General features: G+C 66.8%; 15 protein-coding genes. 8 read left to right on the top strand and 7 right to left on the bottom strand.

Annotated features, from left to right (window positions below; all coding sequences use genetic code 11):
* Positions 1-141 precede the first annotated feature (141 nt).
* Both IEY60_RS28505 and IEY60_RS28500 read left to right on the top strand, forming a co-directional pair.
* On the top strand, positions 142-765 hold the full coding sequence (locus IEY60_RS28505) for a TetR/AcrR family transcriptional regulator (RefSeq protein WP_229740208.1): 624 nt from the start codon (positions 142-144) through the stop codon (positions 763-765).
* Between the two features lie 172 nt (positions 766-937).
* Complete coding sequence (locus tag IEY60_RS28500) at positions 938-2,287, top strand: lipase family protein (protein ID WP_189033724.1); 1,350 nt, start codon at positions 938-940, stop codon at positions 2,285-2,287.
* Positions 2,288-2,330: 43 nt separating this feature from the next.
* Here IEY60_RS28500 and IEY60_RS28495 read toward each other — a convergent pair whose 3' ends face one another.
* The gene (locus tag IEY60_RS28495; RefSeq protein WP_189033596.1) at positions 2,331-2,876 is read right to left on the bottom strand and encodes a VldE C-terminal domain-containing protein; all 546 of its coding nucleotides are present in this window, start codon (positions 2,874-2,876) and stop codon (positions 2,331-2,333) included.
* A 279-nt stretch (positions 2,877-3,155) separates the two neighbouring features.
* Between IEY60_RS28495 and IEY60_RS28490 the strand changes: the two genes are divergently transcribed.
* The 3 genes from IEY60_RS28490 to IEY60_RS28480 all read left to right on the top strand — a co-directional run bounded on the left by IEY60_RS28490 (position 3,156) and on the right by IEY60_RS28480 (position 5,389).
* A complete protein-coding gene (locus IEY60_RS28490; protein WP_189033595.1) occupies positions 3,156-4,253 on the top strand; it encodes a WD40/YVTN/BNR-like repeat-containing protein in 1,098 nt (365 codons plus the stop codon).
* Positions 4,254-4,255: 2 nt separating this feature from the next.
* The gene (locus IEY60_RS28485; RefSeq protein ID WP_189033594.1) at positions 4,256-4,528 is read left to right on the top strand and encodes a MoaD/ThiS family protein; all 273 of its coding nucleotides are present in this window, start codon (positions 4,256-4,258) and stop codon (positions 4,526-4,528) included.
* Positions 4,529-4,591: 63 nt separating this feature from the next.
* Entirely contained in the window at positions 4,592-5,389 is a 798-nt protein-coding gene (locus IEY60_RS28480; protein ID WP_189033593.1) for a phosphoribosylanthranilate isomerase, read from the top strand.
* Here IEY60_RS28480 and IEY60_RS28475 read toward each other — a convergent pair.
* The 3 genes from IEY60_RS28475 to IEY60_RS28465 form a co-directional block, all read right to left on the bottom strand.
* A complete protein-coding gene (locus tag IEY60_RS28475; protein WP_189033592.1) occupies positions 5,349-6,185 on the bottom strand; it encodes an EamA family transporter in 837 nt (278 codons plus the stop codon). The two genes, IEY60_RS28480 and IEY60_RS28475, sit on opposite strands and share 41 nt — an antisense overlap.
* 26 nt (positions 6,186-6,211) lie before the next feature.
* Complete coding sequence (locus tag IEY60_RS28470; RefSeq protein ID WP_189033591.1) at positions 6,212-7,528, bottom strand: hypothetical protein; 1,317 nt, start codon at positions 7,526-7,528, stop codon at positions 6,212-6,214.
* Between the two features lie 147 nt (positions 7,529-7,675).
* Entirely contained in the window at positions 7,676-8,362 is a 687-nt protein-coding gene (locus IEY60_RS28465) for a TetR/AcrR family transcriptional regulator (protein ID WP_229740206.1), read from the bottom strand.
* A 152-nt stretch (positions 8,363-8,514) separates the two neighbouring features.
* Between IEY60_RS28465 and IEY60_RS28460 the strand changes: the two genes are divergently transcribed.
* Positions 8,515-8,730 carry a hypothetical protein gene (locus tag IEY60_RS28460; protein WP_189033589.1) on the top strand — a complete coding sequence of 72 codons (216 nt, stop codon included), beginning with the start codon at positions 8,515-8,517 and terminating at the stop codon, positions 8,728-8,730.
* On the top strand, positions 8,727-10,238 hold the full coding sequence (locus IEY60_RS28455) for a hypothetical protein (protein ID WP_189033588.1): 1,512 nt from the start codon (positions 8,727-8,729) through the stop codon (positions 10,236-10,238). The genes IEY60_RS28460 and IEY60_RS28455 overlap by 4 nt, the downstream gene beginning before the upstream one ends.
* A gap of 21 nt (positions 10,239-10,259) precedes the next feature.
* Here IEY60_RS28455 and IEY60_RS28450 read toward each other — a convergent pair whose 3' ends face one another.
* On the bottom strand, positions 10,260-15,203 hold the full coding sequence (locus tag IEY60_RS28450; protein WP_189033587.1) for a DEAD/DEAH box helicase: 4,944 nt from the start codon (positions 15,201-15,203) through the stop codon (positions 10,260-10,262).
* Positions 15,200-18,583 carry a hypothetical protein gene (locus IEY60_RS28445; protein ID WP_189033586.1) on the bottom strand — a complete coding sequence of 1,128 codons (3,384 nt, stop codon included), beginning with the start codon at positions 18,581-18,583 and terminating at the stop codon, positions 15,200-15,202. The genes IEY60_RS28450 and IEY60_RS28445 overlap by 4 nt, the downstream gene beginning before the upstream one ends.
* Before the next feature lie 820 nt (positions 18,584-19,403).
* Between IEY60_RS28445 and IEY60_RS28440 the strand changes: the two genes are divergently transcribed.
* Positions 19,404-21,065 carry a helicase-related protein gene (locus tag IEY60_RS28440; protein WP_189033585.1) on the top strand — a complete coding sequence of 554 codons (1,662 nt, stop codon included), beginning with the start codon at positions 19,404-19,406 and terminating at the stop codon, positions 21,063-21,065.
* Here IEY60_RS28440 and IEY60_RS28435 read toward each other — a convergent pair.
* Positions 21,062-26,191, bottom strand: a complete 5,130-nt coding sequence (locus IEY60_RS28435; protein ID WP_189033584.1) for a PDDEXK-like endonuclease domain-containing protein — start codon at positions 26,189-26,191, stop codon at positions 21,062-21,064. The two genes, IEY60_RS28440 and IEY60_RS28435, sit on opposite strands and share 4 nt — an antisense overlap.
* Positions 26,192-26,215 lie beyond the last annotated feature (24 nt).

Genomic DNA, 26,215 nt, shown 5'->3' with positions numbered 1-26,215 from the left:
AGCGCGGCACCGTCCGCGTGGGGATATGCCTAAATGAACGGTCGAGAATCCTCCGGATCGGCGCCGACTTCACGACGCAGCAGCTCGGGCACGCAGCGGGCCGGATTCGCCCCGACGCGCCCGTTCACTATCCTGACGGCGGTGACGGTCCCCAGTTCTTCCCGCGCGAGCAGCCGAGTCGACGACCGACGCGCCCAGCGGCGCGACCGATTCCTGCTCGCCGGACTCGCCGTCTTCGGCGAAGCCGGGTACCGCAACAGCTCCATCACCAGCATCTGCAAGGCCGCCGGCCTGGCACGCGCCCAGTTCTACGAGCACTTCGCGAACCGCGAAGAACTGCTGCTCGCGGTCTATGACGCGGTGCAGGTCGACGCGCGCCAGGCCGTCGCCGCCGCGGTCGCCGATACCGCCGCCGACGATTTCGTCACCCGAGCGCGGGCCGCGATGCGCGCCTACGCGGAGTCGGTCGGCTCCGATGTCCATCGCGCGCGCGTCTCTTTCGTCGAATGTGTCGGCGTGAGTGAAGATTTCGAGCGTCACCGGATCGAGCAGCGCGAGGTCTGGGCCGATTTCTTCGCCACGGAACTGCGGCTCGCGCTCGGCCAGGACTTCACCCCCGTCGGCGGGTATCACACGGCGGCAACAGGATTCATCGGCGCACTGATGGCGCTGGTGCACCAGTGGAGCAGCACCGAGCCCCGCACCGGTTTCGACGATCTCGTCGAGGTCCTCACCCGCTTCCTGGTCGCCCTCACCCTGCCCTGACGCACTTGCCGAACGGCTCCGGCGCGCTGTAACGTGCGGCACAATTTAGACGACGGCGTCTAAAACTTGATCGAAGGGGTGCCGCGTGCTCGGTACGCGAAACAGATCCGACTACAGCGGGCGGGCAGGCTTGCTCCGCAGCCTCACCACAGGGGGCAGCACCACGCTCGGCATGCTGCTGATCCTCAGCGCCACACCGGCATTCGCCGATCCTTACGACGGCCCGGTGCAGCCGGCCCCGCCGTTCTTCAGCTCACCGGCGATCCCGGAGTTCGACGGGTTCTACCGCCCGCCCGCCGAGGTCGTCGCCGCCAAGCAGCCCGGCGAGATCATCGCCGCGCGCGAAGTGCGGGTCGCGAACTTCTCCCTGCTGCCGGTCAATGTCGACGCCTGGCAGGTGTCGTTCCGCTCCAACAACAGCTACGACCAGCCGATTCCGGCCGTCGCGACCGTGCTGAAGCCACGCGGCGAGGTCGCCCCAGGCACCCGGAATCTGCTCTCGTACCACATGGCCGAGGACTCGACCGGCCAGTACTGTGCCTCGTCGTACGCGGTGCAGCAGTGGTCGATTCCCGGCCAGATCACCGGCCAGGCGGTGGCGCCGATCTCCTTCCTGGAGGTACAGGTCGCGCTCCAGCAGGGCTGGGCGGTCGTCATCCCCGACCATCAGGGACCGAACGCCGCGTTCGCGCACGGACCGCTCGCCGGGCGCATCGCCCTCGACGGCATCAGGGCCGCGGAGAACTTCACCCCGCTCGGACTCGACGGCGCGGCGACCCAGGTCGGCATGATGGGCTACTCGGGCGGGTCCGTCCCGACCATGCACGCCGCGGAACTGGCCCCCACCTACGCACCCGAACTGAACATCGTGGGAGCGGCCTCCGGCGGCACCGATGCCGACCTCGGCGCCCTGGTGGACCTCGCCGACAACAACGCGGCCTCGGGCGTCGTCTTCGGCGGCATCATCGGACTCGCCCACGAGGAACCCGAATTCAACGCCTTCCTCCGCCGAACCGGCACCCCACTCGCCCAGACGCTGCTCGACGCCAAAGACCGCATGTGCGTCACCTACCAGGCACTGACGTTGCCGTTCATGAACATCAAGGGCCTGCTCAACACCCCGGGCGACCCACTCGACGCCCCCGAGGCGAAGAAGGTTCTCGACCGCACCCGTATGGGCAAGACCACCCCGACCATGCCCGTCTACCTCTACCAAGCCAACATGGACTGGCTGGTTCCGGTAGGCCCGGTCAACACGCTGTACGGAACCTACTGCCAGGACCCCGCGGCCCGGATCACCTACACCCGCGACCATCTCAGCGAGCACCTCTCGCTGGAACCGATCGCGGTGCCCAGCGTGATGATGTGGATGCGCGACCGCTTCGCCGGCGTGCCCGTCCCCGCCGGGTGCACGCTCAACGATGTCGGCTCGATGACCCTCGATCAGCGAACCTGGGCCGAATGGGTATCGATCGTCGGCGAGACTCTCGCCGGACTGTTCGGAGCGCCGATCGGCAACTGAGGCGACTTCTCCCGCCGCCGCAGGTCTTCGGGCCTGCGGCGGATCAGCAGGTGAGGTTCGCCGCGCCGTACGAGGCGAACGACACGTGCACGTGGTCGTAGTGGTTCTGGGTCGGGTCGCCCCGGTCCTCCATGTACGACCAGCCGCTGCCGTCGTTGTAGCGCTGCTGCCAGATCACATAGGTGACGCCGAAGCGCGCCTTGTTGGCCAGGATGAACGCGGCCATCGCATCACCCTGCGCCGGATTGGCCGTCATGAGATCGAGCGCGAGTCCAGCGCCGTGGTCACCGTCGTAACGCCCGTGCGCGCCACCGATGTCGGACAGGCCGAACATCTTCTGGATCATGTGACTGACCTGCGCGACGTGCGGCTGCGTGCCCTTGAACTCCGTCGAGCACAGGTACTTCAGCTTCCCCGCCGACAGCGCCGCGAGCTCGTCGTCGGCAGCCACCGGCTCCGGCGCGATCGTCGGCTCGTCGTGCGGCAACTGGGGCAGCGTGTCGATCTCGATCGCGGACGGCGTGTGCGGCTGGATCGCCGCGACCTGCTCCACATCGGCCGTGGCGGGCCGTAACGCCATCCACAGCATTCCGGGAACCGTCGCCGCGAGGCTGCATACAGCCAGAGACGTACGCCCCGTGGGAGGCGCAGGGGTGCGATGTTGACCAGGCACTTTATCGATCACCAGCTACTGTCGAGAACAAAGTCACCATTACATTACGAAATGGTCGCGGAAATGTCACGCTCGTGCAGCGGGTTGCGCACGATCGGACCAGTATCCCTCACCGACCGCGATTTCGCGGCCCTAACGTCGCCGCGGAGTACGCTCATTTTCATCCGCGTCGGTGCGACGGCCTGGAGGTCGGCAATGGACGTACTTCTCGGAATCGGAACCCGCAAAGGCTTGTTCCTGGCCCGCAGCACAGACGGCCGGGCGAGCTGGACCGTGCGTCCGCCGCAGTTCCCGATCGCCGATGTCAAAGCCTTGGCGATCGACACAAGACGCCAGCCCCCACGCCTGCTCGTCGGCGTCCTGAACAGCCACTTCGGCCCGACGCTGGTAGCCAGCGACGACCTGGGCGACACCTGGACCGAGCCCGACGACGCCCCACTGGCCTTCCCCGAGAACACCGATGCCGCCTTGCAGGGCGTCTGGCAGATCGCCCCGGCGACCGACGCCGAACCGGACGTGGTGTACGCGGGCGTCGAACCGTCCGCCCTGTTCCGTTCCACCGACGGCGGAAGAACTTTCACGCTGGTCAGAGGCCTGTGGGACCATCCACACCGACCGCAGTGGGAGCCCGGCGGCGGCGGTCTGGCACTGCACACCGTCCTCCCGCACCCCACCGACACCCAGCGGCTCGCCGTCGCCATGTCGACCGGCGGCGTCTACCAGACCTCCGACGGCGGCGCCTCGTGGCACCCGACCAACCGCGGCGTCACCGCCGACTTCCTGCCGGGCGAGCTGCCCGACTGGGGCCAGTGCGTACACAAGGTCGCCCGCGACGCCGAAACCCCCAGCACCCTCTACCTCCAGAACCACGGCGGCGTCTTCCGCAGCACCGACGACGGCACCACCTGGCAATCGATCGACGCCGACCTGCCCCCGTCCAACTTCGGCTTCCCGATCGTCGCCCACCCCCACCGCCCCGGCGTCATCTACACCTTCCCCCTCGTCGCCGACATGGACCGCTTCCGCTTCCCACCCGACGCCACCTGCGCGGTCTACCGCAGCGACGACGCCGGCCAGACCTGGTCACCCAAAACCGAAGGCCTCCCAACGGTCCCGTTCTGGGCAGCGGTCATGCGCGACGCCATGACCGCCGACAACGCCGACCCCACCGGCATCTACTTCGGCACCCGCAACGGCGAGGTCTACTGCAGCCCCGACGAAGGCGACCACTGGCACCTCGTCGCCGACAAACTCCCCGACGTCCTGTGCGTCCGCGCCGCCGTCATCGGATAACCATGGCCCGCGTCCTCCTCCCCTCCGCCCTACGCCCGTACGTCAACGGCGCCAAGGAATTCGACATCGACGCCCCCACCCTCCGCCACGCCCTCGACACCCTCCGCGACCAATCCCCCGCCCTGGAACGCCGCCTCCGCGACGAACGCGGCACCCTCCGCCGCTACGTCAACTTCTATATCGACGGCAACGAATGCCGCACGCTGGACGGCGTGGACACCCCACTGACCGCCACCACCGAACTGATGATCATCCCCGCAGTGGCAGGCGGATAGCGCCGACGGCACCCGGGCGGATCCGCCCGGCGCCCGTTCTTCCCGGGGACTACCCTTGTCGCCATGACTGCCTCCGGCCCGGAAACTGTCCATGTCAAGGCGAAAATCTGTGGCATCCGGTCCGAGGAAGATCTCGTGAAGGCGCACGATGCCCGCGCCGAGGCCGTGGGTTTGATCTGCGGTCTCACCCATGAAAGTCCAGACGGGTTGACCCCCGTTCAGGCTCGGATTCTGTCGGAGCGGGCAGGGGCGATGTGGGGAGACGATGAACTCACGCGCACGCTGGTCACTCACCTCCGCGATGCAGGCCAAATTCTGGAGCTCGCTAGGAACATCGGTGTGGAGCGGATTCAAATCCACGGCGAGGTCACCGATGAGACTGTCCGCGCTGTTGTCGACGCCGCGGGAGAACTCGAGGTCTTCCGCGCGGTGCACGTCATCGGAGTCACCGGTGACAACGCCGGTGACGCCCAGGAGGCTGTCCAGTCCGCTCTCCGGGCCGCCGAATTCGGTTGCCACGGAGTCGTGCTGGATACCCGCACACTTGACCGGCTCGGCGGGACCGGCCTCGTCCACGACTGGAAGGTCAGCAGGCAGATCGTCCAAGCCCTCGCCGACACATCGACCCAGGTTTCCCTGGCAGGCGGCCTCACCCCGGACAACGTGCACCAGGCGATCGACCAGGTTCGACCGCATTCCGTCGACGTGAATACCGGCGTCGAAGAACTCGGTGAGCTCGATAAATCGGCCATCAAATGCGCGGCGTTCACCACGATCGCGCACTCCTGGACCTACTCCGATCACCCGCTGCACGCGAACTTCACCGAGCCGAAAGCCCTTCTCGGAGCAGGAGCGCACTGAGCACGAGCACTCCCGCCACGACCGCCCCGAGGGTGATCGGAGTGTTGGTGAACAACGCGCCGACCACCGCGGCGAACACCGCTTCGTTCAAGCCGAGAATGCTCGCCGTGGTCGCGTCGAGGTGACGCAGGCCGAGCCAATACAACACGAATCCCGGCCCGAGCAGCAGCGCACCGATCAACACCATCGACCAGACCACCGACGCGTTCGGCGGGTCGGAGGCGATGAGCACCGCCCCCAGCACGCTGGCGATCGCGAGCTGCCACCCCGCGGAGGCGACGGTCGGTCGCTGCGCCGATTCCCTGGCGATGAGGCTGACCAGCAGCGCCACACAGATCGCGCTGCCGACCGCGAGGACACAGCCGAGCACGGCCCGGCCGGTGCCGATGTCGGTCGAGCCCCCTGCCGCCACCACGATCGCGACGGCGACCAGCAAGAACTCGACACCCACCAGTGCCGACATCGACCGCTGCCCCCGCACGATCGCGGCGCCGAGCAGCAACAACGGCGCCGTGAGGTGCAGCGGCACCACCACGGGCAGTGGCCCGCACTTCAGCGCCGCGACGAACAGCAGCAGATTCGCCGCTTCCAGCGCACCCAATTGCACATAGAGCCACGGAGTTTCAGCGAACACCCGCAGCGGCCGTTGCCCGCGGACGGCGGCGACCGTCAACAACGTCGCCCCGCCTGCCGCCGCCACCAGCGCCGACGAAGTGAGCGCACCGTCCACCGCTGCCAGTGCGGCACTCGAGGTGCCCCACAGCAGTGTCGCGCCGAGCATGATCCATATCGGCAACCGAGCGATCGGTGATCTGGCGAGGGTCAAGGAAACATGAAGGTCACTATGGGCAGCACTACTGCAGTGAACCCCGCGAAGACGCCCGCGGCAATACGCGCCGCCGAAACCGTGGGAAATCGGCTGACCAACCACGCCAACGCGCCAAGAGCGAAGTACCCGGTACTCCACACGAGCAGAGCACGAGCGGCAACGTCGCCGATCTTCGTTCTGAACAGCGCGACAACCACGGCCACCGTGATGGCCGCGACCGCGCACACCGCGAACGCGGCGAGACCGGCATAGCTGTTGATCACGAGCCGCCGCTTCCCCCAGCCTGCCACCGCGTTCCCGTCGGTGTGGTGAGCACCTTGGAATCGGCAGATGATGTCGAAAATCCGCCCGGGATTGACAGTTTCGACAATGGCGGCGCGCACATAGGTCATCGATTCGACCGCCAGCTTGGTCGCATACGACGTCACAAACCCCTTCGGCGACGTGCGGAACCCACCGTGCGCGGCATGCTGGGGCGCCATCTCCTGCAGATCGAACATCTCGGTGAGTGCGGTCCGCACGGTCGGATGGAAGATCAGATCCGGGTCGGCCGACAACAGCGCACCGACCGCGAGATGCAAACTGAGATGGCGCCAGGTGTGCGCGACCTCGCCACGCTGGTATGGCTCTTCCTCGTTGCAGTCGTTGTCGTCGGCGATGCCTTCCAGAATCCGTTCGATCGCCAGTTCCGAGGCCCGCCGAGCCCGCCTGCCACCCAGTGACGAGTATTCGGGCCTGGCCAGGACCGTCACGACTTGTGCTGCGGCATACACGGGTTCGACCCGGACATCGTCCGACAGCATCGTCTGGACCAGAAATCCCACCCCACGCACCGTCGCCTGCGCGATCTGCTCGCCGGAGCCGATGAACGGAGCCAACGCGTGCATCGCGGTCGCGGTCGCGGTGATCGAGATCGGCCCGGTGTCCCCCGACATCCGATACCCACCCGTCTCGGTGTCCTGCTCGCGGATCAGCGCATCGATGCAGCCCCGCACATCGGGATCGACGAATCCCACACCCAGACATTGCAATGCGCGTAATCGCCACGCGATATCGATCGATCCGGTGAACTCCCCCTCACCCGCCCACGCGGGCACCATCATCGTCCGGCGCACCAGCCGCAGCACCTCATCGGCTCGGGGCACCGACAACCCCGCCGCGGTCAGCGCACACACCACCTCCGCCGTGTTCTGGGGATTCGGCGGCACGTCGTGCACCCATCCCCATCCGGCCCCACCCGCCCCGTCGGAAAACTGGTTACGCTCGAGCCACTCGACCGCCAACCCCATCCGTTCATCCAGATTGGACATGGCCACTCCCACCCGACGAGCTCTAAACCTGTTCGCAGACAGGCATGTTCATCTCTATGGAAGCAGAAAGACGCCTTACCGGTTCGCGTGTCCAACCGATCGACACCGCTTCGGGACGATCGAGGAGGTCCCCCTCGCCCCGCTTGTTCAGCTGACGCCCGGCTCGTCCTGATCGGCGTTCAACGCCGCCAAGGTGACGAAGATCGGCACATCCGGCGCCGCCTCGACCCCACGCCCCCGCAGAAACGCATCGATCATCCCCCACACCAATTCCCCAGCCCTGCGCACGAATTCACCCGACTCCGGTTCGGCGTCGGTCAGCCACAGATCGGTGAGCGCGATCATCACACCGACAATCGCCCGCGCGAGATAGTCGATCCCGTCGGCATCGAGCGGAATCGAATCCGCCACCGCGCGCGCCCTTTTCGTGAACCGTTCGGCGACCGCGCTGCTGAGATCGTACTGCCCCGTCGCGCCGTCCCGGTTCGCTCCGGCCTGTGCCTGCGCCAGGAACCGGAACACATCGGGGTGGGCGAGGATCGCGGTGGCGTAGTCGGTGAGCGCCTGGGCGATGGCCTCGCGCGGCGGCTGGAGCAGCAAGGTCAGGTCGGTTCCGGTCGCGGCGAACGCCGAATCGGCGAAGCGGTTGCCGATGGCCGAGTAGAGATCGCTCTTATCGATGAACTGGCGATAGAGGCGCGGCTTTGTGATGCCCGCCTCGGCGGCGAAGGCATCCATGCTGACGCGCGGCCCGTCCCGATCGAGCACCCGGATCGCGGCCTCGACGATCGCATCCCGAGTCACCGGCGGCGGTCGGCGGCTCGATCTGGTCACGCCCGACACGATACACGTACTACCGGTACAGATTGCTACTTCAAGCCCGACCCAGACATTCAGCGGTCTTTACTTTCCCTGAACTGACCGGCAGTATCACAAATCGTACCGGCAGTACGTTCTGCCGGATCCAGCACAGAAGGAGCCGGTCCGTGCCGAATGCCCTGGATCAACTCACCACGACCCTCGGCGCCCCACCGCCCCCGGAATTCGCCACCCTCACCCCCGACGAGCTCGCCCGCCTCGACGCCTACGTCCGCGCCGCCCTCGACACCCGCCGCGCCGCCCTCGACGGCGCCGTCAACTCCGGCATGCGCCTGATCCCCCGCCTCGCCCGCCCCGCCGTGAAGAAGGTGCTCGGACTGTGACCACGCCCCACCACAACACCGCCGAGCTCGCCAAACTCGCCCGCGTCCTCGACCGGCAAGACCCCGCCGACCTCGACTTCCTCGCCACCCTCCCCCCGGCCGCCCTCCGCCGGTTCCGCGACCAGATCACCGACCAGATCGCCGAGCGCGAATCCCGCCGCATGCAACGCATCGGCGCCGCCGCCAAACTCATCCCTGCCCCGATCGCCGCCAAGATCACCGAGGCCGCCTTCGGCCCCGTCCTGGCCGCCGCGATCGCCGGCTCGGTAGACCCTTCCCGCGCCGTCGCCATCGCGAGCGCCCTCTCCCCCAGCTTCCTGGCCGACGCCACCGTCACCCTCGACCCCCGCCGCGCCACCGCCCTCATCGCCGAGGTCCCCGACCACATGGCCGCCGCCACCGCCCGCGAATTGATCGCTCGCGGCGACTATCTGACCTTGGGCCGCCTAGCCGGCTCGGTCCCCGACCGAGTCCTGCGCGCCGCCCTCCCCCACGCCGCCGACATCGACCTACTCCACGTCGGCTACTACCTCGAGGACACCGACGCCGCCGACCGCCTCCTGGCCATCGTCACCGACCGCGTCCCCGGCATGCTCCGCGCGACCGCCGCTGAAAACAAATGGTCCGAAGCAATCACCCTCCTCGACCTCCTCGGCCCCACCGAACGCTCCCACCTAGGCAACGTCGTCGCCGACCAGGACCCCGAAATCCTCGACGCCCTCCTCACCGCCGTCACCGACCTCGACGCCTGGGACACTCTCCTCCCCGTAGCCGCAGGCATGGAACCCACAGCCCTGCAACGCCTTGCCGATCGCCCGCTCATGCAGGACCCCACCCTCCTCACCAAGATCGCCGACTTGGCCCTCACCCACAACCTCTGGCTGGACCTCCTCCCCCTCGCCGACCACCTCACCCCCACCCAACTCCACAGCATCGCCGCCCGCGTCGCCGCCGAACCCGACGACTCCCTCACCACCCTCATCGAAACCGCCCACGTCGAATCCCACTGGCCCGCCCTCATCCCGATCGCCCTGGCCATGGACACCGCCACCCGCGAACGCCTCACCGCCCTCCCGGTCATGCACCGCCCCGAGACCCTCGGCGCGGTCATCACCACCGCCGCCACCCACAATCTCTGGCCCGAAGCCCTCCCCTTGGTCTCCCTCTTTCCGCCCTCCACCCACCCCGTCCTCGCGACCCACCTGACTGCTCTCTCCGACAATGACTTCCATGCCGCCGCTCAGGCTGCGTCCGCCGCCGAAGCAACCACCACCGTGGTCCAGGTCCTCCTCCACCAGGACCCGGCCGCCCGCGCACACTCCCTCGCACTTCTCGACCAAGCCCCCTACCTCGAAGCCCTGGTCGAATCTCTCGCCCCGACCGACCTGTCCATCTGGGAAGACCTGTCGAACATCCGAGCCGAGATTCCCGACCATCTCCGAGCCCTCTTGGCTGCGCAGGCGATTCGCCATGGCCGCAATGAACTCGGAGCGAGCCTGCCGGAATGACCGCCGCTATCGCAGCCCACATCACCGCGCCGCGAGCAACGCACCAACCCGCCGGGCGGCATCGGGGGCCTCCACCGGGATCACCTGATAGCCGTCGTCGTTCAATCCCGAATCGCGGTCGTCGTCTCGGCCTTCGACAACGACGATCTTCGCCGTGGGCCAAGCGACTTCAACCGGCCAGTAGTGACGACCCTCCTCGATCCCGACCTCGGGTTGCGGTACACCTGCCTCGGCGAGCTCGTCCAGCAATGCCCGGACAGCGTCCGATACCCCGACCCACTCCAGATCCCAGCGCGCAGCAGCCGATCGCGAGTCGGCACCGCCGAGGCCGAGACCGTCGAATATCGCCAGCGCACCTGCCCGGGACAACCTGTCGTGGTGGCGCTCGTTGCGAAACGACCGCAGGCATCCGTAGCACGAGGTCTCGGGGCCACAATCACAGTCGGCCACCCGTCCCGAGGCGAAACGCAGTACCCGATCGAGCTCGGCCGCAATCTGTTTCGATGCGCCTGCCCCGGCAGGAACGGTATCGAACAGCACGATGCTGCGCCGCCCGTCGACACTCCACGACAGCGTGCCATCGATGTCGTCACGGCTGATCTCGAGTGCTTCGGACGCCCCTTCGAGCAGCGCATACAGCACCGACAACCACCGCGCTTCGGCCTCCGGCGTGTAGACGAATTCGGAGGAGAAGGTGATCTCGGCGACGTCGGTCTCGTAGCGGTGTGCCAGCGAAACCACTTCCAACGGGCCGGAACACTCGCTTCCCGTCGCGGGGCGGTGATGGGACTTGACCTTGCCGCGGTTCGGGCCGACCGGGTCCGCCCAGCCACACCACGCGCAGAGCACAAAGCCTGCGCCCGCCCCCTCGCCGATCACCGCGAGCCTGGCCCGGGTGCCCGAGCGCGCTCGCACCTCGACACCGGCACCCGATCGCCACGGCGGGAGTTCGACCGCTTCACCGATGGTCTCCACGTAGCTGGCACCGAACCATGCACGCCGCGGCGGTTCGGACTTCACGTCTTCGGGCTTGCGGTCCGCCACGAATCCGAACTCGGGCAGCACGCATCGCTTGGTCGGCCCGAACTCGGTGCCGCAGTTCGGGCAGACCGATTCGCCGTCGAGCACGTGGCCGGATTCGAAGTGGTTGCACTCCTTGCACACCCGGTACTGCAGCGACTCGAGCTCCCGCTTCGGCAGTTTGTGCAGGCCGCGGGATGTCCACAGTTTCCCGCCGGCCACAACTTGGTTGCCGGGCGCGTAGTCGTAGATGGCCTGCCCGAGATCGCGGGACAGCTCCAGCCGTGCACCGACATTGCCCTCGCAGTGGGATGTACGCAATTCCACGGTGTCCACCGGGAATCCGTACTTCGGAAGCACATTCTTGTTGGCCAGGTAGCCGAGGAGCTGGCGGTCACTGATAGTGCGCAGCGTCTTCTGCAGTCGTGCCCCGAGGTCGAGCCGACCTTCCCGCACCGCCTGGTCGATCAACTCTTCGAACGTGGCGATGTCGGAGCGGATGTCGTTCTGGGCATCAGCCAGCTGGTCACAGAGGTGCGCGACCCACGCGTTGTCCTCGACGCCGATCTCGCGCTGGATCTTTGCCGGGAGCGCGGCACGCAGTGAGGCCCGCACAGAATCCGGGACCGGGGTGAGGAATTCCCGGACTCGCGTGGCCGCCGAATGCGGTGATCCCTCGTCGGGGGTGAAGAAGTGTCCGGCCGTACGCCATTCTTCGCCGCCACGGTCATAGCAGTGACGGAAATAGGCGGCCAAAGCGATCGAATGTGCATGACGGCGCCCGATTCTGGCGTTCTCGATGGGAATCCACGGAATCCGCATCCGTCCAGCGATCATGGACTCCGGGTTCTGGAACTTCGACAGGTCGTGTGAGCTGCGCTTGGCATAGGTCACCACCAGCGCGGCGGAGGCGGCGCGGCGACCTGCTCGGCCTGCTCGCTGCACATAGTTCGCGGTCTTGGGCGGCATGTTGCGCAGCATCACCGACTGGAGATCGCCCACATCGACACCTAGCTCGAAGGTCGTCGAGCACGACAAGACATTCACCTCACCGGAAACGAACTCGCGCTGCACTTCCGCTGCCGCGGTCGCCTCCCATTGCGCAGTGTGCTCGCGGGCCGACAGCGGCAGCATGGCCAGCGTCCGATAGGCCGTGCGGTAGTGGTTGGTGTCGGCGCCGAGCGGCGGCAACGTGAACGGAGTCAGGCTGCCGTCGCAGTTGCCCTGCGGGCACAGACCGCGAATGTTGTGCGTGGTCAGCCGGCGGCAGGCGCTGCATTGGAACCACTCGCAGTCGGCGCCGGGACGAATTCGCAACTGCTCCTGGTCGAGCTGGAAGAGCACACCTGCGATCCGGTCATTGTCCTCGGTGAGGAAACGGTTCTCCAACAAGAACTTCCAGCAGCCGTCGAGGACCAACTCGGCATCGGCCGATGCCCCGACCGCAGCAAGCACCTTGCGCAGGAAAAGGATCCGGTTGTTCGTGGTGCCCGGCTTGCCGCCCGGCAGCCAGCTGATGATCCGACGGTCCCGGTCGGAACTGCGCGACCGAACTCTGATCTGGCTCGCTCGCGGCTCGAAGATCGGATCCTTGATGTTGACTTCCGGCAGCAGGCTCATCGCACCCTGTAGCCGGATGGTCTTCACGAGCTCGTTGATCAGACCCCAGAACTCCTCGTCGGTCAGGCCGATCTTGGCGAATCCGCTGGGTATCTTCGCCTTCCGTGGCCGGAAGAGCCCAACCGACATCAGCCCGAGACCTTCGAGGGACAGCCGCTGGTCCATGGCCATAAGCTCGGCCATCACCCACGGATTGACGGCCCGCTTGAGCGTTGTGCTCGTGGCCCGCTCGTCGAAGTGCTCGGCGCGAACTGCGATTGCCCGCGCACCGTCGGCGAGGTCTTCCGGGGAGAGCAATTCGCCGGAGTTCTTGGACAGCCCCAGCACCTCGGCGAGGTACCGGCGTTCGAGCATCCGGCCATAGGTCTGCTCAAGATAGGGCGCAGCGAACGCGGCCTGCTGCCGCGAGTCGGAGAACATCAGCAGCTTGCGGCCGCCGCCGACGTTGTCGGCTGTCTCGTCGTCGGCCGGTGGCAGGTTCTGATACAAGGCTGTGGTGATCACCGCCGGGGCGGCATTCGTGTCGGTACGCAACCGCCGGATCACCTGCCGCGAGAGTGCACCGCACTCGGTGCATTTGCTCATGATCCGTTGCGCCACAGGATGTTCACGCACGCGCAGTACCGGTCCGCCCGGACAGCCGGCACCACAGGACCCCGTACCGCCGTCGAGTCTCCCGCAGCCCGCGCACAGTACCCGGATGCCTGTTCCGCGTCCGGGACCGTTGTCCTCGTCGAGCGTGGCGTCGTCCTCGTCGACGAGATCGGCCGTCTCGCTGTCGGTGAGCACCAGCCACTTCACCTTGGAGTCCCGCTTGGCGGGACGGAAGTACTCGCGCGCACCGTCGGATTCGGGTTGTCCGGCAAGGTGAACGGCGCCGCAACGCTGGCAGGTGCCGAATTCGAACACCGCCCGTCCGGTCACCGGATCGATCTCGTGCCGTCCCAGCAATACCGAGGGCCCGGTGTCGGTGAAGCTCACGTAGGCGCCCTCGGTGGCCCGGACGAACAGGTGGTAGCGCGCGGAAAGCACTGGATTGCCGTCGCGGCCGGTCACCTTCGAGCCCAGCGCTACCAGCGCCTCGAGTTTGGTCACCGCCAGGTCGTCGTCCGGCCATATCTTTGCTGCCAGATCGGCGACGCTCTTGGGACCGAGTCCCGCGTGCTTCTTGAGGTCGGCAGTACGACGCTCGGCGTGTAGAGCATCGGCGATATCGCCCGACGGTGCGTTCGCCCCGACCCAGTCCAGGTCCGCGTCGGGCTCGGCCAGCAGCATCAGCTTGTCGTCGTCGAGTTGCCAGGTGGGCTCGGGCCTGCGCGGCATCCGGGTCGCGGTCACCAGATCCTGGCGCGCGGGGTCGCCGTCGACGAACTCGAACGGTGCGTCGAACAGTTTCTGCGCGAAGGCGGTAGCCTCGACCCCTTGTTTGTCATCGGTGCTGCCCGACAGCGACGCCGAAGTCGCGATGCACTGCAGCGGGAGGTCCCCGGCCACCCGGTCGCGCAGCCGGCGCAACAGCAGCCCTACCTCGCTGCCCTGCGCGCCGTCGTAGACGTGGGCCTCATCGAGAGCGACGAATCGCCAAGTCCCCGCGTGCTTTCCGTCGAACAGCTCGATGTCGCGCGGACGCAGCAACAGGTATTCGAGCATCGCATAGTTGGTGAGCAGGATGTTCGGCGGGGACTCCCACATCTCCTCGCGGCTGAGCTGTTCGTTCGGCAGTGGTTCGGTTCCCGGGAACATCGACCGATACGCCGCTTCGGCGTCGGCGCGGCGTTGTTTGGTCTCACCGGTGTAGCGGCCGAAGGTGATGTCCGGTGATGCCGCCAGGAGTTGGCGCAAGCGCTTCAGCTGGTCGTTGGCCAGCGCATTCATCGGATACAGGAGCAGCGCCCGCACACCCGGGCCGAGTGTCCCAGCGGCCTTCTGTGCAACCAGCTCGTTGAGTATCGGTAGCAGGAAGCTCTCGGTCTTACCGGACCCGGTTCCCGTGCTCACCACCAGGTTCCGACCGGCGACCGCTTTGCGCACGGCAGTCTCCTGGTGCCGATACAGCGGCCGGTCCAGCGCTATCGTCTCGGCGAACTCGGAAAATCCCGAGTGCAGAACACCCTCGGTGATCAGCGACCGCAGGGTTGCCCCGGCCGCGTAGGGCGGGGTGAGCTCGAGCAACGGGCCTTTGACGAGCAAGGAAGTCTCATCCACGGCACGGTCGAACGCTGTCGCCAAGGCGGGATCACGCGGCGCGAGCAGCGTTTTCAGGTATCGCTTGTAACCGGCCTCGATGTCTGCGCCTGCCGCGAGGGGGTCAAGCCGCTCGGTCACCGTGGTTCTCCGATCTTGTTGACGAGGTCATGATGCAAGGCGTACGAGGCAAGCGCATCGGCGATGAGCACGTCCGTGCATACCAGCGCGGGACAGAGTTCGGCCAGCCGCGCCCAGGATTCACGCATCGGTGCAGGCGTCGACCAGCCGCGGATCATCGATCGGGCGCTCAGCCGTGCCACCGCGGCGAAGAGCAGCGATTGCATCGACACCAGCAACCACGGGAACCGGGTCGTGTCAGCACCGGTCAACACTTCGTTGCGGGCCTTGACCACGTCGTAGATCGACGGCGACGCCCTGCGGAGCAATGGCATCAGCTCCGCTGACTGCACGGTCATCGCCACCCGTGCGGGATCGTCCTGCCAGCAATGCCGTTGCGCGAAGGCCTCGAACACTGCGCTGCGTCGAGTGTCGGCATCGAGCAGTGCGGCGGGCACGATCTCGCAGGCCTGCTTCAGCGCCGCGAACTGTTCATCGGGCATGAAGTGCAGGGGCACCGTGTCCGCGTCGAAGATGTCGGAGTAGGCGCACCGGGCATCACCGGCGAGCAGGTCAAGAAGCTGCTCACCGCCGTAGTTAGCCAGGTCGGCCCGCAATTCTGCGCCGGGCACGTGGTCTTTGAGATGTACTGCGAAGTAGGGCAGGTCGGCGATGCCGACCAGGCAGCCGAGCCAAGGATCGGTGAGGATATCCGAATGGATCGGCGACGACAGATCCCGCTCGATCAATCCGCTATTGATCAGCAGCGCGGGAACTTCGGTACGCGGGATCGTGCTGCGGTCCAACGCCTCCACCGAGGATCGCGGGTCGGCGCGCAGAACCTCGACCAGCGCCGAACGCACCGTCGACCGGTATCTCTGTCCGCTGCGCGCACCGGCGAATACCGTCCATGCTTCCGGCACTGCCGAGCTCGTTCCGGGAAGATCACCGGCCCCGGCCAAAAACCGGGCAAGTTCGTCGCGGCCGAGGTCGTCGTCGGGCATCCAGCCGGGCTGCTCCACGGTGTCCGCGGTCTCGTCCGGATGTTCCGGCGCCGTGATCACCGACCATGGGTCGTCGACGAACACCTGCACCGTGAGCGGACCAGCGCCGACGAACTCGTCTGGCAAAGTGGCTCTTCCATCGATCAGCTCAACCTGGATCGGCGCCTTCCACGGTGCCGTGCACGGCCAGACGAAAGCAGCCAGATCGGTGTCGGTCGCTCCGTCGAAAACGAGATAGGCGCCATCGAGGCGCACGGCAGTGCACAATCTGCGCGGCTGAATCCGGGCGAGGGTCACCTCCGTGGTCGACCCGTCGACGGTGTCGATGCGTAACACGATCCGCGATCTGCGCATCAGCCGTGCTGTGTCGGCGAATTCGCGGGTCTGAACCTGGAAGACATTGTCGCGCGCCACCTTCGGGCACGCAGTCTGACGGACAATTCCGTGGTCATCGGTCAGCACCATGTCGACTTCGACAGATCCGGGCACCCGCGCCGCCACGATCATGTACTCGGCCAGGTCGTCCACGGTGAGCACCGGCGCCACGGTGCGCCAGCCGGCAACCGACCCGATCGGGTCCACGCGCAGCTCGACCGCAGGCGGGCGCACAACCAGCCGTTCGGCGACCCCGTTCGATGTCACGAGGAGGTTTGCCTCGCGCTCCGCGGTACCGAACGCGATCTCGGTGTGATCGGTACGCAACGGCGCCGTCGCGATCACGGTCGCGCGCGTCGGCGCCAGCCCGTCCTGAACCGGAGTACGGAACTCGGCAGCATGCTCGACCGTGAGGCCTTCGGCCAGGAACACACTGTGCCGGATGTCCTGACCGAGCGGGCCGCTGATGACGACGTCGAACAAGCCGAGCAGCCCCGATGCGATCCCTTCGAACGGGTCGAGGGACACCGGTTCGGTGTCGGATTCCCAGATATCGTCGGCCAGCCAGTCGACGGCGCCCGAGTGCCGCACCCGTACTCGCCACTCCACCGGCTCCACCGCGTGTGCAGGCAGATCCACGGTCGGCCGCTCGGCATACACGGCCAGCCCCGAGCGGGTATACGCGCCTTCGACCGGTTCCGGTAGGACCAGCCGCGCCGAGCCGGTCCGGCGGACGTGCCGCGGTGCGCCGGATCGAGCGTCGTCGCGAAGCACCACAGCGTCGGTGTCGGTCAGGTCGTACACCCGGGCGACCCAATCCCGCCAGCCCACCGGTGTCGTTTCCGCGAAGTGCACGATCTCGCTGCCCGAGTGGGCATCACGCAAGCTCGCCCGGGCGGGGTGGACGGCGACCACCTCACCACGAGGCAGCGCCACGTGACGTGACAGGTGGCCGCCCTGTTCATCGAACAGCAGCAGCGGGTCAGCCTTGTCCACCAACGAGATCCGGTAGTGCTGGCCGGATTCCTCGTGGCGCAGCACCACCTCCCTGACCTGCCGCGACACCAGCACCGGCGTCGGCGGTTGCACATCCCCCGCTGACAGCCCCCAGCCGCGGCGAGCCTGCACCGTGGTGGTCTCACCGTCGAACGAAACCAGCCACGGGAACTCGGCGCCCGATGCCGGGTGGGGCACCTCGACAACGATCTGATCGTCGGTACGGGAATAGGCGAGGGCTGGCCGACGCGCTCGCGGCGCCCGGCTCGCAATCGCCGCGACTTCGCCGAACGGTCGCTCTTCCCATCGCTCGATCAGGGCGTCGAGCAACAGGCTCGGGATACCGGTAGTCGCAGTGTCGAGGTTGAGGTCGTTCGCGAAGTCAGGATGTTCTCGGGTGTAGCCCGCGAACTCGATGATCCGGTCGACGATGTCGACAGCCACCTCACCGCCGTGCTTCAGGAAGTTGCGCACGGGAACGTCCAGCTCGTTCATGCGATATTCCAGGCCCGGCTGTGTCAACCATTCGAAGACCGCGGCCCCGCTGGGATCACGCCCCTGCGCGAGGTGCTGTTCGACGACATCGACCAAGTCACCGAGGCAGTGCACCGGAACACCGGCATGGACCGCCATCATCTGGACGTACTGGGTTCCGAGATCGGGGAATACCCGCATCTTGAACTTGCGCAGATACACCGGAAGCCGTGCCCGCAGCAGGTTCTCGAATTCCTGTTCACGATCCAGGTCGAGTTCGGACCAGAAACTTTCCCAGTACTTGCCTTGCTCGTAGTCGAGACCGGCGTGACCGATCAGCGTCGTCAACGTCAACGCGGGAAACTTGTCGAGCAAACGGGGCAGGCCAAGGCGGCGCCGGTGCTCGCGGATCACTTGGCCCAGCAGGTCGCGGGTGCGCACGATCTCGTCGTAGTCGAGATTGAGTTCCGCGAACAGCGATACCTGCTCCAACCGCCGCGCTTGGCGGAACTCCTCGTTTCCGGCCTCGTCCCAGGCGAACGTGTCCGGCATCGCCCCTCCCCATCACCCACCCGCTACCCAGTTCGGATTGCGGCAAAACCCACCAGTTTTCGCCTGCCCATCATTGCACCATCACGTCCTTCACGGAGCCGACTCGATGGCGGGGATTGCCTGCACACGCCCCTCGCGTCGACGGCAGGGCCGCTACCCTCGTTTTGTGGCCGTACGGCCGAAGCGGGAAGGTGGTTCCGGGGTGGGCAACGAGCTGACAGATCAAATCGTCGATCTGCTGCGCGCTCAGCCCAACCTGTCTGCCCCGGAGATCGCGGAGGCGTTGGCGGAGCCAGGTGTCAACCGCTCGGTCGTCAACCGCCTGTTGTATGCGGAATGGGCCATCTTCGAGCAAGTCGGTTCGATGGCTCCGCCTCGGTGGGCGCTGAAGAACTATCCGCCCCCTGGCCGGCCGGATGCGCCGACACAGGTGCCGGCGCCGCCGACCGAGGCATCACATCGTGAACAGCTGTCACTCCGTGCCTGGCAACGGCGCGCACTGTCGGAGTGGACACGCAATGGACGGAAAGGGATCGTAGAAGGGGTCGGCAGCACGGGGAAAACTGTTCTCGGCGTCCAGGCGGTCATCGAGGCTGTCTCAGCGAACACTCCGGCGGTCGTCTGCGTCGCCGACGAGGTCGTCCGCGCTCAGTGGCTGGATGAGCTGGCCGAGCTGGCACCGGACTGCCGAGTCGCTGGGCTGGGCAGCAACCCACGCCAAGGCGTCGAACGTACCTGGCAGGTCGCGATAGTCACGGCGTCGACCGTTGCCCGGCTACGTCAGATTGCTTCTCCCACACAATGTTCGAACGCACTTCTGGTGGTCGACGACCTGGACCGATACGGCGGCGGCGTATTCGCCCAGCTACTCACCGACCAGTTCACCAGCCGACTCGCGCTCACTCGCGCGCTGGATCGTGACGATCAGGCCGTACGGTCGCGGCTACTCCCCTACTTCGGTCCTGCGATCGCGGGATGCGACTACCCGACCGCGCACGCACAGGCCTTGCTCGGGCCGATCACCGTGATCCAGGTCGGAGTCGAGCTCGACGCCAAGGAACGCGCGCGTCTGACTCACCTCGATTCCCTCGTCGACCGCGAATACGACACTCTGGTCGACAGTTACGGTGCGCCGGGAAAGCCCGCAGAATTCCAGACCTTCGTCGACGTGCTCGCCACCGGACGTGGTTCGGGCGCCCACCACGCGAACCGGTATCTGACGGCCGTCGCCGATCGCGCAACCCTCCTGGCCGAATGTCGTGCGAAGACTGATCTCATCGGTGCACTTCCCGCCGAGATCTTGACCGAGACGCAATCGATCATCTTCACCGAGCGACCGGTATCGGCGTCACAGGTGCACCATGCTTTGACCGCCCGCGGAATTCCGGCAGCCACCACCGCCACGACGCTCACCGCTGCGCAGCGAACCGCCATCATCGAGGGCTTGCGCGACCGGTCACTCGCGGTTCTCGTCGAACAACGTGTCCTCGATCCGACCATCCCGGTCCCCGGCGCGGAGATCGCGGTCCTGCTCGCCCGCCACCGCAACCACACTCAGTTGATCCAGCGGCTCGGGCGTGTGCTTCGACCTGGCAAATCCAACCGCAAGCAGCTCGTCCTCAATGTGTTCGTCGCGGGTTCGGTCGAGGATCCCAGTCGGGACGGCGCGAGCCTCGAGACGTCGGTAGGTCCCCTGGCCGCGGAGACCGTACGAACGGATCCCGCGGGGCTGATCACCTTCTTACGCACCTGGCACGGTCTGACACCGCGAGCCGGTGCCAGGTCCGAGGCTTTGCGGGCGCGCGGTGGGCACCACCTTTCCGCACCACAGTCTGGACCGAAACCGCAGCAGCCGGCAGCGCCGAAATCAGCGCAGACGCCGATGCCCGAATCGGTAGCCGAACCAGCGCGCTTTCAGCAAGCCCCGCGCCCATCGGTGTCAGGGTCTGCTCCCGGACCTGCAACGGCCCCGGGCTCGGTGCCGACGGCCGCGCCTGCGCCTACCACCGTGTCGGAGCCCGTACCGAGACCGGAGCCGGCCGCCGAGGCAGCGGCTCCTCATAACTCCGTCCTGGTTGGCGGCAGCGATTCACAGGGCGAGGAGATTGCCGAACTCCTGACCGAGCTGACGCGCCTCGGCCAGATCGCGACCGGCGAAGAAGTAGGCGACCTGATCGGCTACACCGACCCTGGCGACCTGCGCATTCTGGCGGAATCCGCGGCCCGCGACGAACAGCTGGTGTTCGCTGAGATCGGTGGCGACAGCGATGATCTGCTCCTGTTGGGCACCGCACCACACACCGATCTGCAACGAATGCGTGCCGCCGCCACGCGAATCACAGTGTGGGCCAACTCCTCCGAAGACCCGATCGGCGCCATGTACGAGTTGATGTCGGATCTGGACGGGATAAGTGTCCCCCCGCATCGGCTCGTCCAGATCGCGGCCTTCCTCCGAGGCACCACGCCGAAGGCGTTGCTCTAGAGCGTGGCCCGAGCCTGATGCGCCCGTTCGGCGTTCGGCAACACGATGGCCAGCATGGCGATCACCCGATCGTTCAGCTGGCCCTGTCCCAGTGCCGAAGCCGCACGCTGCATCAGTGCAGCGCGATGGCTCCACCCGGTGGATTGGGCACTGTGGCTGAGGATTTCGGCCAGCTCGCGCCCTGGAACATGCTCGATCGCGCGGGCGCCGAGCAGCCGCAACCGTGTCACCGGCTGTGCCGGTGTCCGGTAGCTGATCCATTCCGGACGTCCGAGTTCGAGAAAGTCGTCGGAGACGAGCAGACCCTGCGCGACGGCGGCCTCCAGCGCCCGATCGATGAGCACCGGGAACCGCTCACGGTCCTCGTCCTCCATGGGTGCCCGGTCGAGCACCGCCACCAGTCGACCGGCGGTCACCGGACCTTCCACCTCGACCACCCGCAGCAGATCCGCCTTGACCGAGGCGACATTGTGGCCTGCTCGCGATACCGCCAAAGGTTCGGCGAATGCGCAGTATTCAGCAATCTCGCGCGCCTCAGCCGCTACTGACACCGTCTCAGGCGGGACAGTTTCAGAGGTGACGTGTGCAGCCATCTCCTCGTCGTGCTCGCCGGCATCCGGCTTGGCCCAGTCATAGCTGTCGAGCAGTTCCGTCAGCGGAATCGGCTCGAAAGCAGGCGGTTGCACTGTCACCGGCGCAGCTGAGACCACCGGTTCGTCGGCAACCGGCGCCAGTCCGATCGAATCCAGCATCTCCCACAGCGGTGCGAGTGCCTGCTCCGGATCGGCCACAAAGGCCGACCGCCGAACCCGGAAAAACGGCCAACCACACCGCTGCAGATCCCGCTGCCAGGTCAACGCCTGCTGATAGGACTGCGGCCCGCCCCACACGTCCCCTTCACACAGCACCGCTACGCGCCCATGCCCGCCGACCACCACCATGTCGAGCGTATGAATCCCGACGTCATAGCGAGCGATCACGCGATAACGCCGCGCCACGATCCGGTTGAACACCTGCTGCTCGAACACGGACTCGAACGGCGGAACCAGCCGGTCCTCTCGCACCGGCGCCGGCAGTTCGGATTCCTCGGGCGCCGAGGACTTTTCGGCCGACAGGCAGTAGTCCAGCAGCTGGTAGCGCAGGTCGTTGGGGTTGCCGAGCTGTTCGAGGGACACCGAATGGAACAGCCACAGCTGATCGGCCGCGCGCGACACCGCCACGTTGTATCGCTGGATCGCCGACTCGGCCGATTGCGCCACCAGCCGCGAGTCCGGTCCAGGGGCTTTCACCATCGACAGGAAGATGACATCGCGCTCGGCACCCTGGAAGTCGGCCGCGTCACCGCACCGCAGCTGCCGACGGTCGAGCTCCTCGGGCGTGACGACGAGCAGCAGCTTGTTCCAGATCAGTTCTGCTTGGGGAGCTCCCAGCAGCGAAACGACGCCGAAGGTCTTCGATGCGTAGCGTGGGTCGGCCAGGCACTCCACCACCCGCGTGACGATCCTGTCGGCTTCGACCTCGTTCACATTGCTCTTGGTGCTGGCGCCGTCTGCTACGTATTCGGTCCGGATCGGCGGGAGCCGGTCACTGCCGTAGACCCGCACCGGGATGAGCGGTTTGGCGTCCTTCGCATAGGCGATCTTGTTGGAGAACCCGATGATCTCCGGCACGCAGCGCCGGTGTTCGACAAGCGTGAGCCGCGAGGAGAACCGCATTCCGGCGTCGTCGAACAGGCTCCGCTTGGTGTCGATCCAGCTCGCGATGTGCGGGTTGTCGGCGAGGTACTGCCCGGCGAGCCCGCGCACGGTCTCGATTTTCACGCCGACGCCGGAGGGCGAAACCTGCCGGTCGTCACCGATAACGACGATGCGCTTGGCGAGGTACTGCAGAAACACCGCCTCGGCACCCGCCTGGGACGCCTCGTCGATCACGACCACATCGAACATGTCCGGCTCGATGTCGAGCTGTTCCACCACCCGGTAGATGGGCATGATCCAGACCGGCACCGCCGACCGGCACCGCCCCATGGTGTCGCGGATCTCGCGACGCCTGCGGTCTGCGTGCGCGCCGGTGCCCTTGCCATAGCGCCGGACCAGCTGGGCATATTGCCGCAGATCCGTGCGTGTTCCCGGCCCGAGCCGTTCGGGCGCGACAGCCTTGTCCCAGGCCTTGGTCACCGCGAGTTGAGTGGCTTCCTCACGCAACCCGACCTCGATGTCGTCGAGCTGATCGAAAAGTTCGTTGGCAGGCTCGGTATCGACGCCGTCCAACCACGCGCCGAGTACTGCCCAGTCCCAAGCCTTTTCGAGATCACCGAGGTGGATGTCCCAAACCTGCGACACCGCGGTGGAGTTCACGGCTTCGCGCAGCTGAGGCAGCAGCGCCGCCATTCGGGCATCCAGCTCGCCGCGCCGGGTATACCGCGCTCGCAGCGTATTCAGCTCGGCCAAGCGCGTATGCGCATGCTGGTAAGCCTCGATGTCGCGGCGCTGCAGCGCCTCGTGCAGCGCGTGCAGATTGGCGGTGGCACCTGGCTGATAGCGCAGACCGGCAACCCGGGCGGCGACGGTGTCGAACAGTTCTGCCACCGCGGCTTGCTCATCGATGGCGGCGGCCGCGTCGAATGAGGCGAGAAGGGCCTGGCGCGCGACCCGATCCGACCAGTCCGGCTCGGCCATCCCGTATCCACGGAAGTGCTGACCTGCGGTCACCAGTTCGGCGCCGACGGTGAGCAGCGAGCGCAATTGCTCGGCATGTTCGCGATGGTGGGCCAACCGGACTGACACACTGCCGGGCGCCGCGGCGGCTACTCCGGAGCCTGTCCACACTTCGTCGAGCTGCTCGACGAGCCGCTCGACCTTTTCGTAGTTGAGGAAGGAACGCAGTTGTTCGGGGGTGACCGGAATCCGGCCGTCCACCCGAACCTGCTCGAACAGTGGCGCAGCATCTTTCACGACACGGCTCGTCGTGAGACCCACCTTCGGCGCACCGTCCGGGCGCAGTTTCAGTGCACCGTTCTTCTCGATATGGCCGAGCACCGATTCGGCCAGGGCGACGAGCGCGGCACGGTCGCCCCCGGACACCCGTACCTGCGCGATACCGAGCTCGCCAATCAGAGTTGCCGCGGGGTCGAGCAATTCGACCAGCCGCATGCGCCGCCCGTGCCAGACACCGCCCCGTCCTCTGGCCACGTCGGCGACTGCATCGCGAACCCATCCGTCCCGGCTGCCTGCCAGCTCGTTGAGCTCGCGGTCCACCTTTCGCACCGTTGCCACCAGCTCTCCCTGGCTGGCAAGGGTGATACCGCGGATCTGTTCGATCCATGACCGCGTCCCGGTCGCGACCAGAGCATCGACCCGCTCCGTCGCGCCGGCCAGCCGAGCGCACCACTGCGCGACCTGAGCGACCGGCGGCACATCGTGCACAGAGAGCAGCTGTGGTGCGGCGACCTCAGAGTCCGCCAGGGCATCGTCGAGCAAGAGCGTTCGCCACTCGAGTGCTTCGATAGACGAAATCGGGAGAGCCGCACCGGCATCGACCTTGTCGAGCCCACGCATCCAGCCGAACCGCGTCGCCTCCGACCGATACCGCTGGATCAGTTCGGTCAGCGTGCCCTGGTAGGAACCGACGAGGTGACGGGTTACCTCCTGCTCGCGACGGCGGAGCAGTTTTTCGCCGACACGCGCACGAGCCGCTCGCAACTCCGCGACGCGTGCGTTGGATGCCTCGACTCTCCGACGGGCACCCGGGGCATCGTGATCGTCGGCTGCCGCCGCGATCCGCTCCATCGACAGCTTCAAATCGTCGAAGTTGTCCCGGCTGGCCCCGGCGACCGAGACACACAGGTCGCGCATCTGGACAGGCAGTTTCCCCCGTACCTCGGCCAGCGCCCGGTCGGTGTGCGCGGTGACGAGCACCCGCTTGCCCTGGGCGAGCAGGTGCGTGATCAAGGCGGCAGCCGTGTGCGTCTTACCGGTGCCCGGCGGTCCCTGCACGATGGTGTGGGCATGGCAGTCCACGTGCTGCAGGATCGCCAGCTGGACCGCGTTGAGCGGCAGCGGCAGGAAGCTGTCGGACCCGTCATGCACCATCGCACCGTTGTCCGACGGCAGTTCCGCGGTAGCCGTGTAGGCCGGATCGACCAGATTACGCAATCCGGCCGGCACCCGGCGTTGGTCATGAATCCGGTCGGCGATGGTGTCGAGCACGCGAGTCAGCCCCCGCTTGCCGCGGGACCGGACGATCAGCGCGGGCGCGTAGTAGCCGACCGGGCCCGCTGTTGCGGCAGCCGGCATCATCTCGTCGCGGAAATCGGTGTCAGGACCGAGGCTGTGCAGCAGCCTCCGCATGAGACCTGCGATCACGTCATGGTCGAATGGGTCGACGCCACTGAGGAATTCGCGCTCCACCGTGCGCAGCAGCGCCGGATCGACGATCTCACCAGGATCGAGGAAATCTGACAGTTCCATCGTCGCTCGCCCTGCGTCGAGGTCGAGCCGCACGGTCAAAGTGCCCGAGTCGGTGTCGAATTCGAACTTCACCGGCATGGTCAGTGCGTGCCGGCGAATCGTCCCGGTCCCGGGCCGCCGCCACACGACGCACCCCAGCGCCAGCACCGCTTCCTTCGATTCCGCCGAAGCGTTGACATCGGAGTACATCCGATAGATCGCCCGATACCAGCGATGCGCCGGTTCCTCGATCCGGGCGCGTTCGGCCCAGGCCCGCCACCGCCGCAGCCACCGGTCGAACTGCTCCGAGACCTCGGGGTGTTCGATGAGCCGTTCCGTGACGGCGTTGACGTTGACCCTTTCGGCGCGCAAGGCAGGCTCGGCGGTGTGATCGTCGAGTCGTCCGGGGACGAGCCAAGCCCGAACCTCGGGCCCGGGCGGATCGATCGGCGGGGAAACAGGCACCTTGTCCAACCGCAGAAACGGCTTGTCCTCCGATCCTGGCGTGAACCGGGCCGCCTCACTCGGTGGCAGTTCTCCGAGCCATTCCACCGCCCCGAGATCGTCGGCATCGAGGATCGCGTGACCACCGACCCCCTGCACGCGAGCCAGGAACCGGAACAACCGGGACGCCCGATCCGCCAGTTCGGCTTCCAGCACGGACCCCGGTTCCGCCATCCCGACTACTCCTCACCCCGTGCA

It is taken from the genome of Nocardia rhizosphaerihabitans (genome assembly GCF_014646295.1).
Taxonomy (GTDB): domain Bacteria; phylum Actinomycetota; class Actinomycetes; order Mycobacteriales; family Mycobacteriaceae; genus Nocardia; species Nocardia rhizosphaerihabitans.
Note: the sequence above shows the minus strand (reverse complement) of the source record. Positions and strands in the feature narration are given on the sequence as shown.